This is a genomic window from uncultured Lactobacillus sp. (assembly GCF_947367125.1).
Classification (GTDB): domain Bacteria; phylum Bacillota; class Bacilli; order Lactobacillales; family Lactobacillaceae; genus Lactobacillus.
In genome coordinates, this window is record NZ_CANBCQ010000010.1 from 25,184 (window position 1) to 40,816 (window position 15,633).

A 15,633-nucleotide genomic window follows, 5' to 3' on the forward strand; every position below is an offset into this window, starting at 1 on the left:
AGGTTTTTATGCTCCATGTCTTTCGGCATGGAGATTTTGCTTTTTAAGGCCTTATAGAATTTATCAATGTAATCATGGAGGTGAAATAATTTGAGTAAAGCTGCTATTGCTGAAAAGGAAAAGCTTGTTGATGCATTTGCTGAAGAACTTAAAGCTGCTAAGGCTATCTTGGTAATTAACTACCTTGGTTTAACTGTTGAAGAAGTTACTAACATGCGTAAGGAACTTCGTGATAACGACGTTAAAATGAAGGTTATCAAGAACACCTACTTGAGACGTGCTGCTGCTAAGGCTGGTATCGAAGGTCTTGACGATACTTTCGTTGGTCCTACTGCTGTTATCTACACTGATAACGCTGATGACGTTACTGAACCTGCACGTATTGTTTCTAAGTACGAAGATGATTTCGACGTTATCGAAATCAAGGGTGGTATGCTTGAAGGTAAGTTGACTTCTAAGGATGAAATCAAGGAACTTGCTGCTATCCCAGGTCGCGAAGGTTTACTTTCAATGCTTGTTTCTGTATTACAAGCTCCTGTACGCGACTTCGCTTATGCTGTTAAGGCTGTTGCTGAATCTAAGGATGAAGACTCAGCTGAATAATTAAAGAATATATTTAATATCTAAATTCTAATTTTTCGGAGGATACTTAAATGGCTTTAGATACTGATAAGATTATTGAAGAATTAAAGGGCGCTACAATTCTTGAATTGAACGACCTTGTAAAGGCTATCGAAGATGAATTTGACGTTACTGCTGCTGCTCCAGTTGCTGCTGCAGGTGCTGCAGACGCAGGTGCTGCTAAGTCAGAATTCGACGTTGAATTGACTGAAGCAGGTCAAGAAAAGGTTAAGGTTATTAAGGCTATCCGTGACATCACTGGTCTTGGCCTTAAGGACTCAAAGGACCTTGTTGACGGTGCTCCTAAGAACGTTAAGGAAGGCGTTTCAGAAGACGAAGCTAACGACATCAAGGCTAAGCTTGAAGAAGTTGGCGCAACTGTAACCCTTAAATAATTACAGCCCAACTGGGCGTTAAAAATAAGCTCTTTGCCATGTGCGAAGAGCTTATTTTTTGTATAATGATTTTATGATGAAAGTTATAAATAGAAAATTAACGCCATCGCAATGGGTAATGGCGATTTTAGCCATTGTTTCGATTTTTTTAATTATTTTAGATTTTGCAGCAGTTATTAATATCGATGAGCCAACAAGCAAATGGTTTTGGATCAATAGTGCAATTGTAGTCTATTTTGCAATTAATTATTTCCGTGGGCTGCATTCTGCTCAGGATAAAAAAATTTATTTTAAGACGCATATTTATGATTTACTGAGTATCATTCCAATCGGGTTATTATTTGTTGGTTTAAATGTTTTTAACTTATCTGGCTTAGTATCAGATTTACGCTTATTACGTTTAATTCGTTTAGCTGGTTTAATGGGAATGTTGCGTAACATTTTTCATACTAATGGCCTGCTTTATGTGATCTTTTTTACGATTACTTTTTTATTGTTAGGTGCAGAAGCGTTTGCCATTACTGAGCATGTAAGTTTAGACACGGCTTTTTGGTGGGTGCTTTCGACAGCCTCGACTGTAGGATATGATGCAATTTTTGGTAAAACAATTCCGCCACATAGCATTGTCGGTAAATTTGTTACGCTGGTAATGATGCTGTTAGGAATTGGAGTTGTCGGGATGTTAACCTCATCAATCACTTCATATTTGATGAGAAAAACTAATGGCGCAAATACATTAAGAACGCAGGATAATATTCAATTAATTTTGAAAAAACTTGATGATTTGGAAAAGCAAAATCAAGATCTTGCCGAACAAAATAAGCAAATGCAGGCACAAATTAATGAACTGAAAAATGCCAAGAGTACAACAGAGCTACATAAGATAAGAGAATGGCTTGATAAAAAGAAGGGGTAAATCAGAATGAGCGAAGAAAAGAACCAGATGTATTTTGCTACGGACCCGACAGCTAAACATGATGAACATGTTGTGGATTATCATGTGGATAATGTTGATCTAAAATTCACTACCGATGCAGGTGTTTTTTCAAAAATGCGCGTTGATTATGGCTCAGGCGTGTTAATTAAAGCAATGAAAGATGTTGCTTTTCCTAAGGAGAATATCCTAGATGTTGGGACAGGCTATGGTCCGATTGGCTTATTTGCGGCTAAGTTTTGGCCAGAACAGACAGTTGAAATGGTCGATGTCAATGAACGTGGGTTAAAGTTAGCTAAACAGAATGCTCAAGTTAATCACATCAAAAATGTAAATATCTATGCTTCAGATTGTTATGTACAAGTGGATAATGAGAAAAAGTTTGGCTTAATCTTAACAAATCCACCAATTAGAGCAGGTAAAAAAGTAGTTAATGAGATTTTGGTGGGAGCAAATGAGCATTTAGTTAACGGCGGAGTCCTATTAGTGGTTATCCAGAAAAAACAGGGTGAGCCTAGTGCACGTAAGCTGATGACCAAGATATATGGCAAGTGTGAAATTTTAACAAGAGATAAAGGCTATTATATCTTAAAATCAACTAAGAATTAACTAAATAAAAAATGCTTAAAAGTACGATGAAATAAGCATTAGAGTTTATAAAAATGCTTTCAAAACAAAGGCTATCTTCTTATAATAGACTTGTATAAAACAAAAGTATGTGAAGAGGATAATTATTATGAAAAAAGCTTGGAAATATCTTGGTGTAATTTTGATTGTAATTGTAGGCGTGTTTGTTTTTGGTTTAATTTCTGGCGATAATGAAACTGCAGCTCCAGCTGGAATTGCAGCAGTATACCTAATTTTGTCAGGTATCTTTTTCTACCACAACTTTAGAAATCGTCATATTAGCAATTTATAGAATTCAAATTTGAAGTTAGTCGTAATGACTAACTTCTTTTTTGATACAATGAATAAAAACGATGAATTGAGAAGTGATAGAATGCTGTCTAACGAAGAGAAAAAGAAATACATGCAATTAGCCATTGATCAGGCCAAAGAGGCTAAGAGTCAAGGAGAAGTGCCAATTGGGGCAGTTGTGGTTGATCCAGCTGGTAAAGTAATTGGAACAGGCTACAATCGACGCGAGCTTGATGAAGATGCCACGCAACATGCAGAGATGATTGCGATTAAAGAGGCCTGCGATAATTTGGGGATGTGGCGCTTAATCGATTGCAGTTTGTTTGTCACTTTAGAACCATGTCCAATGTGTGCTGGCGCGATTATTAATTCCCGGATTAAAGATGTTTATTTTGGCGCGCTTGATCATAAAGCTGGAGCTTGTGGATCAGTTGTGGATTTATTTAGTGTAGAAAAATTTAATCATCATCCTCATGCTGTCCGTGGTCTTTATCATGATCAATGTGCCCAAATGTTAAAGGACTTTTTTAGAGCCATTCGCGAAAAGCAAAAAGCTGCTAAACAAGCGCAAAAAGAAACTGAAAGTCAATAATTTTTTAAGCAAGACACTGGTAAAATTGCATGAAATACGTTACTATAATTGATGGGCAATGTTTGACCTCTGAATTGTGTCAGGACCGGAAGGTAGCAGCACTAAGGTTGTTCAGGCATGTGCCTTTTTTGTTAGAATATTAATAGCTCTTAGCTCTTATAGGGCTAAGAGTTTTTTACTTAGGAAAGAGAATTTATGGCTTATCAAGCGCTATATCGTAAATGGCGGCCGCGAACTTTTGACAGTGTAATTTGTCAAGAAGCGATAACCGATACCTTAAAAAATGCGATTAAACGTGGTAAGGTTTCCCATGCGTTTCTTTTCGCAGGACCCCGCGGAACTGGTAAAACATCTTGTGCTAAGATTTTTGCCAAGGCATTAAATTGTACCAATTTGCAGGATGGTGAACCATGTAATGAGTGTGCTAACTGTCTTGCTGCTGATCAAGGGTCAATGCCAGATATCATGGAAATTGATGCCGCTTCAAATAATGGGGTTGATGAAATTCGTGAAATTCGCGATAAAGTAAAATACGCTCCAACAGAAGGTAAATATAAAGTTTACATCATTGACGAAGTTCATATGCTTTCAATGGGGGCTTTTAATGCTTTGCTTAAAACGCTAGAAGAGCCGCCAGAGCATGTAGTATTTATTTTAGCAACGACTGAATTGCAAAAAGTGCCAGCGACAATCATTTCAAGAACGCAGCGCTATAACTTCAAACGAATTTCTAAAGCAGATCTTGAAAAGAGAATGAAGTACATTCTTGATCAAGAAAATATTAAGTATGAGGATAAGGCTTTAGCAGTAATTGCCCAAGTAGCCGATGGTGGGATGCGGGATGCTTTGAGTATTTTGGATCAACTATTAAGCTATGAAAAAGAAAGTGTCAATTATGATGATGCTTTGCAAATTACTGGCTTTGCCGACCGTGAAAATATTGAAAAGATCTTATTAGCTTTACTTAATCAAGATGCAGGTCAAGCTTTAGCATTGACACAGAATGAATTGGATCAAGGTGCTAGTTCTAAGAATATCTTGGATGAGCTGATTGATTTGGCTACTAAGAGTTTGATGATTATTAAAACCGGTGAGGATAAACAGGAAACTTTTTTAACTGCAGATTTTATTACGCAAATAAAAGATATCCCTACTGATACTTATTATCGATTAATTGATTTGGCTAATAAGGCTTTGAATGACTTGCGCTATACTAATCAGCAACAAATCCCATTGGAAGTATTTTTAATAGTAGCAAGTAGTCCGGTAAAAGAGCAAAATAATGAAAGTCTGGCGCAGCCAGTTGTTTCTGCTCAACCTGCATCTACAAATACGGATTTACAAGCAGAATTAGCCGCACTTAAGAAGCAAGTGGTTGACTTAACACAAAAAATGAGTGAATTGGCTAATAAGCCAAGTTTATCAACTAACCAAGTGTTCCACTTAGATACGGCAGTCCCTAAAGTTGCGTCTAAGCCCGCGATTAAACCATTAGAAAAACAAACTAAAAAGCCAGTTAGAAAAGTTAAGAAAACAACTGCCGAAAATCGCAAGCAAGTTTACCATGTTTTGGAAAACGCTACGCGAAAAGATTTGGAGACAATTAAGAACGTTTGGCCAGATTTACAATCAGTTTTGGCTGTTTCGGAGAAAGCTGTGCTTGATGTCTTAGAACCGGTTGCTGCTAGTCCGGATCAAGTAGTCATGAAGTGCAAATATACTTTATGGTTTGAAAATGCTAGTGCAGACAATGATTTATTAGGACGCTTGACAGATTATATTGAAAAATTTGCAAAACATTCCTATGAGATCGTATTGGTGCCAGATGGTGATTGGCTAGCAGTTAGAAAAGAATTTGTTGAAAGTCACAAAGATGAACTCCTTGCTAAAAAGAAGCAACAGATTGAAATACAAACAGAAAAGTCAGATGAACCAAAAGTTGATCCGGAAGTAATCAATAAAGCGAAGGACCTATTTGGCGATGTAGTTAATGTAAAAGACTGAAGCAAATGAATAGTGACTACAATATTAAGGTTTTAGATAAAGAAACAACATTACAGATTTTATTAAGAGATCATAGTTCTCTGATCCGGTTTGGTGATGGTGAATTAGATTTGATTAGGGGCGAAAGTATCCCGTATCAGGATTATCAGCCAGAACTAGCAGGAGCATTAAAAGAACTGCTTTTAGAGGGTAGCAATCGGCGACTACTGGTCGGATTGTCTGATGTTTTTGAAAAAATCGATCGCTACAATGGATATTGTCAGAATTTTTATCAGAATAGTTTTTTCAAAAATAATAAAGAGCTATTAAGAGAAGTTGAATTGCAATATAATGTTTATGTTTCAACCTTTTTCTCACGGCCATATATTGATTTAGTGGATAAAAGTCATGCTCAAGAATATTTTGCTAAATTAAGAGAGCTTTGGCAGGATCGAGATCTACTGATTGTTGAAGGTAAATACAGTCGTTCTGGTGAAGGTAACGATTTGTTTGTTAATGCTAAGTCGATCAAGCGGATTATTTGTCCCCCTAACAATGCGTATAGCCGAAAAAAAGTGATTGAAACTGAAATCATTAAAAATGCTGACAATAGGTTAATTCTATTGATGCTAGGACCTACGGCAAAAGTAATTGTTGCAGATTTAGTAGCGCAGTTAACTAATCAAATGATTGATATTGGTCACATTGATTCAGAGTATGAATGGATGAAGATGGGGGCTACTAGTAAGGTAAAAATTCCTCATAAGCATACTGCTGAGTTTAATTTTGACGATAAACAAGTTAAACTAGAAAAAGATAGTGATTTTGATAATCAAATCATAAGTACGATAGAATAAAAAGGAGAAAAATAAAAATGAGTAGAAGACCTAACTTTGGTGGCATGGGCGGCATGAACATGCAACAAATGATGAAGCAAGCTAAGAAATTGCAAGCACAAATGGCAGAAGAACAAGAAAATATTACCGCCCAAGAATTTACGGGTAAGTCTGCTGATGATTTAGTAGTTGCTACCTTTACTGGTGATCGCAAGTTGAAGGATATCAAGATTGATAAGGAAGCAATCGATCCAGATGACCCAGATATGTTGCAAGACTTAGTAATTGATGCAGTTAATAAAGGATTAGCCCAAATTGACGAAGCTACGCAAGCAAGTTTGGGTAAATATACGAAAGGTTTGATGTAATTGCAATATCCATTACCAATAGCTCATTTAATTGATGCTTATATGAAGTTGCCGGGAATTGGTGAGAAGACTGCTACCCGGTTGGCTTTTTACACGATGGATATGCCCGATCAGGATGTTGATGATTTTGCTAAGTCATTGACTCAGGTAAAAAAAGATATTCACCAATGTCCTATCTGTGGCAATATTACTGAAAAAGATGTCTGTGATGTTTGTTCTAATCCTAATCGCGATCAAACTACAATTATGGTGGTTGAACAGCCTAAAGATTTGATGGCTTTTGAGGAAATGGGCGAATATGATGGACTTTATCATGTGCTTCATGGTGTTCTTTCACCAATGGATGGAATTGGTCCAGAAGAGATTAATATCAAGTCTTTAATTACCCGTTTGCAAAAAAATGATGCAGTTAAAGAGGTGATTTTGGCTCTAAATTCAACGCCAGAAGGTGAATCAACTTCAATGTATATCAGCAAATTGATTAAGCCAGCTGGTATTAAGGTTACGAGATTGGCTGCAGGGTTGTCAGTTGGTAGTGACATTGAATATGCCAATTCCATTACTTTGAAGCGCGCAGTGCAAGGAAGAACGGCATTATAATGGCTAATAAAAAGCAAGCAAAGATCAAGGCAATGGGCGATCAAAAGTTAGTAGCTGAGATTGAAAAATTACAAAATCAGATCGCGTTAGAACAAGATTTAGATCAAACGACCCTGGATTTGTCAGAAGATAATTATGTCCAAAGTCGAATTTTAAAAGCAAAATATGCTTTTTTGTATGATGAAGCTCGTCATCGAGGCACAAGATTTAGTGGTATTACTAATGCCATTACGCAGTAAAAAAAGACCCAAAATGTGGGTCTTTTTTATTTTATATAAATTAAAATTAGTAGGACTGTTAATCTTTGTGCAAGTTCTGTAGAATAGACATATGGAGGATTTTATGAAAGGTTATTTTGTTAGTTTTGAAGGTCCGGATGGCGCCGGAAAAAGTACAGTTTTAAAAGAAGTATTAGACCAAATTAGCCCAGAGCTTAAGACACAATATCTTGTGACGCGCGAACCTGGTGGTTCTAAAATTGCAGAAAAGATTCGTGAGATTATTTTGGATCCAGCTAACGATCAGATGGAAGCTAAAACGGAAGCTCTTTTGTATGCAGCATCACGGAGTCAACATGTTGAAAAGATTATTCGCCCAGCTTTAGCTGCTGGAAAAGTAGTCTTTTCTGACCGTTATGTTGACAGCTCTTTAGCTTATCAAGGTGCAGGTCGTGATTTAGGAATTCAGGAAGTTAAGCAAATTAATGATTTTGCTACAGCTAAGCTAGATCCGGATCTTACTTTTTTCTTAGACGTTGCTCCTGAAGTAGGATTAAAGCGAATTGAAAAGCTGCGTCCTGGTCAAGAAGATCGTTTAGAACAAGAAACTTTAGCCTTTCATAAAAAGGTTTATGCCGGTTTTCTCAAAGTAAAAAAAATGTATCCTGAACGTGTTGTAACAATTGATGCAACGCAGCCAATTGATCAGGTAGTTGCTCAAGTTATTGCGACATTAAAGCAAAAAATGCCAGAATTATTTTAAGGACTGATTTAGATGAAATTAGTAATTGCAATTGTGCAAAAAGAAGACTCTAATGATTTACAAAGAGCCTTTGTGCAAAATGATTTTCGTGCAACTAAGTTGGCAACTTCGGGTGGTTTTTTAAGTCAAGGAAATACCACCTTTTTGGTAGGTTGTGACGATGATAAAGTAGACGATGTGTTGAAAATTATTAAAGAGCAGTCACAAGCAAGAGAAGAAATTGCCACGCCGCACATGGTTTCAACTGGTTATGAAATAACGCAGCCATTAAAGGTGATAGTAGGTGGGGCAACTTGTTTTGTTGTTCCAGTTGATGAGTTTAAACGTTTCTAATGATTGATCTTAATAATGTTGGGATAAAGCAAACCCAGTTTTTACAAAGAGCATATGAACAAAAGAAATTAACCCATAGTTACTTGTTTGTTGATAGTGATGAGGCGCGGGCTTTAAATACAGCTTATTGGCTGGCTTGTTTGTTTAATTGTACTGGTGATGGTGAGAATAAGCCAGATGGAACTTGCCAAAATTGTCGCCAAATTTTATCCGGTAATCATCCAGATGTGTTGCTAGTTGCGCCAGAAGGCAAGCAGACGTTAGGTATTGACCAGATTCGCCCTTTAAAAGAAGAATTAGTCAAAAGTCCCGTTGAAAGCAATCGGCGTTTCTTCTTTATCAATGAAGCACAAAAGCTGACCTTAGCGGCAGCCAATGGGTTGCTTAACTTATTAGAAGAACCGGTAGCACCAGTAGTTACAATTTTAATTACTAATAATAGTGATCAAATTCTACCGACAGTGCGTTCACGAACGCAAATTATTAATTTTGATAATGGTGAAAAGGCTAGCGGTAGAACGGCGATTTTGCTTGAAAATGGTTTTTCAAAAGCTGAAATTGAAGAGCTAGGAAATATTGATAAATGGGATCAGACGATTAAGTACTTCTATCAGGAAATGTTAGAACACAACAGTCTAGCCATTGTTAGTGCTCATAAACTAGCTGCTGATGCTAAATTGGTGTCAGAGCAACGCTATATTTTTGTTCAGCTTAAGCTACTAGCAGAGCAAGATTTAAAGGATCCGGCTAAAAGAATAGCAGCAGCGACAATGTTAAAAAATTTGATTGAAATCGACAAGATGCGGTTGAGTAATGTGAATTTACAAAATGCATTAGATTATCTCGCCTTGAAGTGGAAGTAGGTGTTAAGATTGGATCCATATTCAAAACTGAAGAAAATTGAAGAAACAACGGAAAATATGTCCAAGACGATTGCCAGTTTGGAAAATGATATTTTAGAAACATTAAAAGAAAATACAGAGTTAAAAGTGGAAAATCAACTACTCCATGAAAAACTCGATAAGTTAACGGCAGATCAGCCTGCGCCTGAGGCTAAAACGCAAAGTGGTTTGGAATCATTGAAGAAGATTTATGATTCTGGCTATCATATTTGTAATATGTACTATGGTTCCCATCGTGATCCTAGTGCAGATTGCATGTTTTGTCTTGATATTTTAGATAATTTTGGTGAAAAAAAGGGCAAGAAAAAGGACGGTAGATAATGAAACGTCAAAGCAGTTATGCAAAAGATGAAGGAAAACTTTATTTAGTACCAACTCCAATTGGCAATTTAGAGGACATTACGCTTCGCGCTAAAAAAGTTTTAACTGATGCAGATTATGTGGCTGCAGAAGATACTAGAACTAGTGGAATTCTACTAGAGAAGATCGGTGTTCATAATAAGATGATCTCTTTTCATAAGTATAATTCCAAAGAGCGAGCACCAGAGTTGATTAAAATAATGCAGGAAGGTGCTGTGATTGCAGAAATTAGTGATGCAGGGATGCCAGTAATTTCTGATCCAGGTTATGTTTTAGTGCAAGAATGTATTAAGCATGATATTCCAGTCGTACCGCTTCCTGGTCCCAATGCTTTTTCAACTGCTTTGATTGCTTCTGGTTTTAATCAGCCATTTACCTATTATGGCTTTTTGCCTAGAAAATCATCAGAACAAAAAACATATTTTGCCCAAATGCGGGATGCTAAAGCAACTTCAATTTTTTATGAGGCACCACACCGTTTAGCTAAAACACTTAAGACTTTGGCTAGTGTTTTGCCCAAAGATCGTCAAATTGTGGCAGCGCGTGAATTAACTAAGATTCATGAAGAATTTATTCGTGGCAGTGTAGAGGAAGTTACTAATTACTTTAATAAAACTGCTCCACGTGGTGAGTTTGTTATCTTAGTTTCACCTAATACAGAAGCACCTAAGCAACTATCCTGGGCTGAATTAATTAATTTAGTTAATGGGTTGGTTGAAAAAGGCGAATCTAAAAAAGATGCGATTAAGCAAGTTGCTAAAGAGCATCATGTTTCTAAGAATGAATTGTATGATCAATATCATCAGGATTAACTATGAAATATACTGAAAATTATCAAATTGAATTTAAAGATTGTGATGAAAATCGACGTTTAAAATTACCAGCACTAGTTGAGCTAATGATGCAAGTTTCTGAGCACCAATTAAGTCAAGGCGGTGCAGGGACTGATGATCTAATCAAGCGTGGTCTCGGTTGGGTAGTTACGCAATATCATTTTGAAATTAATGACTTGCCAAAGCCAGGGAATCAAGTCATCTTGAGCACAGAAGCAAGTGGCTATAATCGCTTTTTTGAATATCGTGATTTTGGCATTAGTACTGAAGCTGGTGAGCCCTTGGTAACAGTTAAAAGCCAATGGGTAATGCTAGATCTTAAAAAGCGTCATTTAGTACCGGCTGATGCTGAAATGATGGAAAATTGGGGCGTACCGCTACTTAAGAAAATGCCACGTTTTCCTCGTTTGCGCGCGCAAGCAGATTATCCCAAGATCCGTCCATATCGTGCGCGATATGATGATTTGGACACCAATCACCATGTTACTAATAGTCATTACTTTAGTTGGTTTATTGATATGTTAGACCGTGATTTTCTTAGTGAAAACATGGTGACCACGATTGATATTAAATTTGATCAAGAGGTTCATTATGGTGAAAGTATAAATTCTTGCATGAAACTAGTTGAAGATGATAATGTTACTACATATCATGCAATTGAAGCAGAAGACGGTACCGTTAAAGCGGTCTGTGAATTAAAATGGCGTAAATTATAAAAAACATGGCGCTGTAGTCATGCTTTTTTTATGAGAAGGGGTGGCCAGATGAATGCAAAAAAGGTTTTACAAACAGATTTACAACAATTAGTTTTTTTAGGCATTGTTATTGCAATGAAAATTATTTTAAGTCAATTTTCTTTTGGTCCAGTAATGGTTAAAGTAGGCTTAGGCTTTATTGGCAGTGTATTATTAGGTTACTTTTTTGGTCCTGTCTGGGGCACTATCGGTGGGGGGATCAGTGATTTAATTTCATCAGCTTTATTTGGCAATCAAGGTGGTTTTTTTATCGGTTTCACCATTACTGCTATGGCAGGACCACTAATTTATGCTTTATTTTTGTATAATAAGCCAGTCAAAATTTGGCGAATTATCGCTTCGACTATTTTGGTTACGATAATTGTTAATATTGGGCTAAACACTTTGTGGCTACATTTGATATATGGCCTAAACTTTAACGCTGCCTTGATTCAGCGCTTACCTAAGGAAATAATTGTACCTTGGATTCAAATGGTTATTATCTACTTTGTTTTGCAAGCCGTTTCTCGTGTTAAAATAAAAAAGTGATTTAAAGCGAAAAGAGAAGATAAAGAATGAAAATCTTAAGTGTTTCAACAGCTACCAATCATTTAAGTGTAGCTTTGAATGATGATCAACAAATTATTGTTGAAAAAAATGAACGAGATGAACGCAATCATAGCGAACATCTAGATCCTTTAATTGCGGAAATTTTAAAGGAAAATAATTTAAGCTTAAAAGATATTGATCGTTTTGCCGTAGCCATTGGACCAGGTTCTTATACCGGATTAAGAATCGGGATTACTACGGTTAAGATGTTTGCTAGCATTTTGAATAAAGAAGGAGTAGGTATCTCAACTTTGCAAGCTTTAGCTAAAGGAGTTAAAGAAGATGCCTTGGTCATTACCGCTTTAGATGCAAGAAATGATAATTACTTTGCAGCCGGCTATTTAAGTGGTGCTGTACCAGAAAATGTAATTCCAGATGGTCACTACAATATTGATGTTTTGCTTAAGGCTATTCAAGAATACACAGCTAACAATAAAGTTAAGAAGATAATTTTGGTTGGATCAGGTCTTGAAAAGCAAGATGATAAATTTAAGGCATTAAATGTACCATATGAATATGGTACTGACCAGCAAAATGTTATTCATGCTGGATTAATTGGTCAATTAGCAGAAAATGCAACTCCAGTTGATCCAGATAAGTTATTGCCACGCTACTTGCGCAGAACTCAAGCTGAAGTAGATTGGCATAAGAAGACAGGTAAACCATTCGAGCCTGATAGTCATTATGTTGAAGAAGTTTAATCAATTTTTCCACCAACAATTAAATCAAATTGATATGAGTTTTACGCCATTTATTGCCAATATAAATGGTAAAAGATTGCAAATAATGCAAGCAAGTGACGATAATATTCCTGATTTGCTAGTGTTAGAAAGACAAGTTTATTCAGGTCATACGCCATGGAATAAATTTTCATTTGAACGAGAATTAGAAAAGCGGCATAATTGCCTTTATTTAGTAGTATATTATGAGTCAATGCTAGTTGCTTTTATTGGTGCACGGTTTAGTCCTGAAGAAACGCATATTACTAATATCGCAGTCGCACCGGCTTTTCAGAATATGCATATCGGACGCTATTTGATGCAAATGATTATTGACCGTGCTCGTAAAAATGATAGTGATTGTGTCAGTTTGGAAGTACGGGTTGATAACTTAATTGCCCAGAATTTGTATCGTTCTTTAGGATTTAAAGGGACGTTTATTCGAAAAAATTATTACCAAGATACTCATACCGATGCGATGAATATGGTTTTATGGTTGAAGCCACATCAAATTAAAAGAAAGAAGTTTACGTTTTGAGTGAAAAGAAAGATGTTCGTATTTTAGCTTACGAAAGTTCCTGTGATGAAACATCCACTGCTGTCATTAAAAACGGTCGTGAAATTGAAAGTTTAATTGTAGCAACGCAGATTAAGAGTCACCAACGTTTTGGTGGGGTGGTACCTGAAGTTGCTAGTCGGCATCATATTGAAGTAGTTAGTCAAATTACTAAAGAAGCCTTGGCCGAAGCTAACTGCAGTTGGAAGGACATTGATGCAATTGCAGTTACTTATGGTCCTGGACTTGTTGGTGCGCTTTTAATTGGCGTTAGTGCTGCTAAGGCAGCGTCAATGGCAACAGGCATTCCATTAATTGGGGTAGATCACATTATGGGCCATATTATGGCTGCTCAATTAAAGGACAAGATTGAATATCCTGCTTTGGCTTTGCAAGTTTCTGGTGGACATACTGAAATTGTGCTTTTAAAAGATCCAGTTCATTTTGAAATTATTGGAGATACGCGTGACGACGCAGCTGGAGAAGCATATGACAAGATTGGTCGCGTGCTTGGCGTAAATTATCCAGCTGGTAAGACCATTGATGCCTGGGCTCATGAAGGAAAAGATACTTTTGATTTTCCACGAGCAATGTTGGAAGACGACGACTATGACTTTTCATTCTCTGGCTTAAAGTCAGCCTTTATCAATACTTGTCACCATGCTGATCAAATTCATGAAAAATTAAACAAGTATGATTTAGCCGCTAGTTTCCAAGCAGCTGTAATTGATGTCTTGGCACATAAGACAATTAGAGCAATTAAAGAATATAAACCAAAGACCTTTATTATGGGTGGCGGAGTTGCTGCTAACCATGGCTTGCGTGACCGCATGAGTGAAGAAATTGCTAAGTTGCCTAAAGCAGATCAACCTAAGGTAATCTTGCCAGATATTAAATTGTGTGGTGATAATGCAGCGATGATTGGTGCTGCTGCATATAACCTTTATAATGATGGTCAATTTGCGGATTTGACGTTGAATGCTGATCCATCGCTTGAATTGCCATATGCTAAGAGTATGTTGAATTAAAATTGAAAAATGAGATGACTATTTCAAAATTTAGTCATCTCATTTTTTATTAGGATTTATTCAAATTCCTTGCGAATCTTGTCACCATCTTCATCAAGTTTTGGTGCATCTTTTTGTAAGCCGTATGAGTTCCAAGTACCATATTTCATTGGTGAACCCAAAACTTCGTTACCATTAGGCAAGGTTTTAACCATACCACGTGCGATAATCTGATCAAGCCGGCGAGTCTTATCAACGTTGAGTACTAACCCAGCTGGAACACCTGCATCATGCAAAATCTTGTCCCATTCAGCTGCATCTTTAGTTTTTAATATGCCTTCCATAGCATTCTTAACGTCTTGCCAGTTTTGTTCACGCAAGTCATTGGTCTTGAAGTTAGCTTGTTCAATCCATTCAGGGTGGCCTAAGGCGTTAGACAACAAGCCCCATAAATGGTCATTACCGCAGCAGATAGCAATAGGTTGGTCTTGACAGTCAAAGGTATCAAATGGGTACATGTCAGGGTGACGATTGCCGATCCGATGTGGTACTTCATGTGGTCCTAATGCCAGCATTAAGTCCTGGACCATTAATGAGAAGGTTGAGTCAAGCATTGAAACATCAACTGTTGTCCCTTTACCAGTTCGTTCACGGGCAACTAATGCGGTCATAATAGCGCTGTAACCCATGATACCGGCAACGACATCAGATACAGATGTCCCGACTCTAGTAGGTTTACCATCTGGTGTACCTGTTGCATCCATTAAGCCAGAAATTGCTTGGATAATGGTGTCGTATGCAGCCTGCTGAGACCAAGGACCATATTGACCAAAGCCAGAAACAGAAGCAAAAATTAGTTTAGGATATTTTTTTACCATTTCGTCTGGATCAAAACCTAAACGGGTCATGACACCAGGGCGGAAGTTTTCGACAACGACGTCAGCTTTAGCGATCATTTTTTCGACTAGGGCGTGATCCTTAAGATCTTTCAGATCTAAGGCGATTGATTCTTTGCCAGCGTTGCAGATCCTAAAGTATTCACTAGAACCATCTGCGATATATGGCCCCATGTGCCGGGTGTCATCACCGGTTTTTCTTTCAATATGAATTACTCTAGCACCAGCATCGGCAAGCATTCGAGTACAGGTAGGACCAGACAAAACATGAGTAAAGTCAACTACTAATAACCCAGCCAAAGGGTAGGGCTTATTTTTATCCAAATGCGAATTTTTATTTTCTAAATCTGCGTAATTAGGTTCTGTCATCTTGAGTACACTTTCTAATAAATTAAGTCTTAATTTTATTTTAGTAGTATTTTAGCTAAAGAAAAAGCCGTTCGCTTGGAACGACTT

The 15,633-nt window shown here is 37.1% G+C and carries 22 protein-coding genes, 1 other RNA gene and 1 other annotated feature (1 of these 24 running past the window's edge); of the genes, 22 read left to right on the forward strand and 1 reads right to left on the reverse strand.

Going from position 1 to position 15,633, the window contains the following annotated elements:
- Nucleotides 1-49, forward strand: a sequence feature (ribosomal protein L10 leader region) (it extends 74 nt beyond the left edge of the window).
- Between the two features lie 41 nt (nt 50-90).
- The 22 genes from rplJ (at nt 91) to tsaD (ending at nt 14,302) form a co-directional block, all read left to right on the forward strand.
- Nucleotides 91-603 carry a 50S ribosomal protein L10 gene (gene rplJ / locus Q0Y84_RS04155; protein WP_195922335.1) on the forward strand — a complete coding sequence of 171 codons (513 nt, stop codon included), beginning with the start codon at nt 91-93 and terminating at the stop codon, nt 601-603.
- 50 nt (nt 604-653) lie between these two features.
- Nucleotides 654-1,016 carry a 50S ribosomal protein L7/L12 gene (gene rplL, locus Q0Y84_RS04160; protein WP_297951242.1) on the forward strand — a complete coding sequence of 121 codons (363 nt, stop codon included), beginning with the start codon at nt 654-656 and terminating at the stop codon, nt 1,014-1,016.
- Nucleotides 1,017-1,089: 73 nt separating this feature from the next.
- Nucleotides 1,090-1,932: an ion channel gene (locus tag Q0Y84_RS04165; RefSeq protein WP_297951295.1), complete on the forward strand. Its 843-nt coding sequence runs from the start codon at nt 1,090-1,092 to the stop codon at nt 1,930-1,932.
- A gap of 6 nt (nt 1,933-1,938) precedes the next feature.
- Nucleotides 1,939-2,559 carry a methyltransferase gene (locus Q0Y84_RS04170; RefSeq protein ID WP_297951245.1) on the forward strand — a complete coding sequence of 207 codons (621 nt, stop codon included), beginning with the start codon at nt 1,939-1,941 and terminating at the stop codon, nt 2,557-2,559.
- Between the two features lie 127 nt (nt 2,560-2,686).
- Nucleotides 2,687-2,869, forward strand: a complete 183-nt coding sequence (locus Q0Y84_RS04175; protein ID WP_297951247.1) for a hypothetical protein — start codon at nt 2,687-2,689, stop codon at nt 2,867-2,869.
- An 81-nt stretch (nt 2,870-2,950) separates the two neighbouring features.
- Nucleotides 2,951-3,460, forward strand: coding sequence for a tRNA adenosine(34) deaminase TadA (gene tadA / locus Q0Y84_RS04180; RefSeq protein WP_297951296.1), 510 nt, complete (start codon nt 2,951-2,953; stop codon nt 3,458-3,460).
- Between the two features lie 45 nt (nt 3,461-3,505).
- Nucleotides 3,506-3,601: signal recognition particle sRNA small type (ffs, locus tag Q0Y84_RS04185), an RNA gene on the forward strand.
- Between the two features lie 54 nt (nt 3,602-3,655).
- Nucleotides 3,656-5,464 (forward strand): DNA polymerase III subunit gamma/tau, encoded by a 1,809-nt coding sequence (dnaX, locus tag Q0Y84_RS04190; RefSeq protein ID WP_297951249.1) that lies wholly within the window; start codon nt 3,656-3,658, stop codon nt 5,462-5,464.
- 5 nt (nt 5,465-5,469) lie between these two features.
- Complete coding sequence (locus tag Q0Y84_RS04195) at nt 5,470-6,300, forward strand: SP_1767 family glycosyltransferase (protein WP_297951251.1); 831 nt, start codon at nt 5,470-5,472, stop codon at nt 6,298-6,300.
- Between the two features lie 17 nt (nt 6,301-6,317).
- Nucleotides 6,318-6,647 (forward strand): YbaB/EbfC family nucleoid-associated protein, encoded by a 330-nt coding sequence (locus Q0Y84_RS04200; protein ID WP_297951253.1) that lies wholly within the window; start codon nt 6,318-6,320, stop codon nt 6,645-6,647.
- Entirely contained in the window at nt 6,648-7,247 is a 600-nt protein-coding gene (gene recR / locus Q0Y84_RS04205) for a recombination mediator RecR (protein ID WP_297951255.1), read from the forward strand. It begins immediately after the preceding gene.
- A complete protein-coding gene (locus Q0Y84_RS04210; RefSeq protein ID WP_297951257.1) occupies nt 7,247-7,486 on the forward strand; it encodes a YaaL family protein in 240 nt (79 codons plus the stop codon). Before recR ends, Q0Y84_RS04210 begins: the two co-directional genes overlap by 1 nt.
- Nucleotides 7,487-7,589: 103 nt before the next feature.
- Complete coding sequence (gene tmk, locus Q0Y84_RS04215; protein ID WP_297951259.1) at nt 7,590-8,228, forward strand: dTMP kinase; 639 nt, start codon at nt 7,590-7,592, stop codon at nt 8,226-8,228.
- Between the two features lie 12 nt (nt 8,229-8,240).
- On the forward strand, nt 8,241-8,561 hold the full coding sequence (locus Q0Y84_RS04220) for a cyclic-di-AMP receptor (protein WP_297951261.1): 321 nt from the start codon (nt 8,241-8,243) through the stop codon (nt 8,559-8,561).
- Nucleotides 8,561-9,424 carry a DNA polymerase III subunit delta gene (locus Q0Y84_RS04225; protein ID WP_297951263.1) on the forward strand — a complete coding sequence of 288 codons (864 nt, stop codon included), beginning with the start codon at nt 8,561-8,563 and terminating at the stop codon, nt 9,422-9,424. The genes Q0Y84_RS04220 and Q0Y84_RS04225 overlap by 1 nt, the downstream gene beginning before the upstream one ends.
- Before the next feature lie 9 nt (nt 9,425-9,433).
- Nucleotides 9,434-9,784, forward strand: a complete 351-nt coding sequence (yabA, locus tag Q0Y84_RS04230; RefSeq protein ID WP_297951265.1) for a DNA replication initiation control protein YabA — start codon at nt 9,434-9,436, stop codon at nt 9,782-9,784.
- Nucleotides 9,784-10,635 (forward strand): 16S rRNA (cytidine(1402)-2'-O)-methyltransferase, encoded by an 852-nt coding sequence (gene rsmI / locus Q0Y84_RS04235; protein ID WP_297951268.1) that lies wholly within the window; start codon nt 9,784-9,786, stop codon nt 10,633-10,635. The genes yabA and rsmI overlap by 1 nt, the downstream gene beginning before the upstream one ends.
- Nucleotides 10,636-10,637: 2 nt before the next feature.
- Entirely contained in the window at nt 10,638-11,372 is a 735-nt protein-coding gene (locus Q0Y84_RS04240) for an acyl-ACP thioesterase domain-containing protein (protein WP_297951270.1), read from the forward strand.
- 48 nt (nt 11,373-11,420) lie between these two features.
- Nucleotides 11,421-11,939 carry a folate family ECF transporter S component gene (locus Q0Y84_RS04245; RefSeq protein ID WP_297951272.1) on the forward strand — a complete coding sequence of 173 codons (519 nt, stop codon included), beginning with the start codon at nt 11,421-11,423 and terminating at the stop codon, nt 11,937-11,939.
- A 26-nt stretch (nt 11,940-11,965) separates the two neighbouring features.
- Nucleotides 11,966-12,700, forward strand: coding sequence for a tRNA (adenosine(37)-N6)-threonylcarbamoyltransferase complex dimerization subunit type 1 TsaB (tsaB, locus tag Q0Y84_RS04250; protein WP_297951274.1), 735 nt, complete (start codon nt 11,966-11,968; stop codon nt 12,698-12,700).
- Complete coding sequence (gene rimI, locus Q0Y84_RS04255; RefSeq protein WP_297951276.1) at nt 12,684-13,256, forward strand: ribosomal protein S18-alanine N-acetyltransferase; 573 nt, start codon at nt 12,684-12,686, stop codon at nt 13,254-13,256. The genes tsaB and rimI overlap by 17 nt, the downstream gene beginning before the upstream one ends.
- On the forward strand, nt 13,253-14,302 hold the full coding sequence (gene tsaD / locus Q0Y84_RS04260; protein ID WP_297951278.1) for a tRNA (adenosine(37)-N6)-threonylcarbamoyltransferase complex transferase subunit TsaD: 1,050 nt from the start codon (nt 13,253-13,255) through the stop codon (nt 14,300-14,302). The genes rimI and tsaD overlap by 4 nt, the downstream gene beginning before the upstream one ends.
- A gap of 56 nt (nt 14,303-14,358) precedes the next feature.
- On the opposite strand, the gene Q0Y84_RS04265 is transcribed toward tsaD, so the two are convergent.
- Nucleotides 14,359-15,546, reverse strand: a complete 1,188-nt coding sequence (locus Q0Y84_RS04265) for a CoA transferase (RefSeq protein ID WP_297951280.1) — start codon at nt 15,544-15,546, stop codon at nt 14,359-14,361.
- Nucleotides 15,547-15,633: the final 87 nt, after the last annotated feature.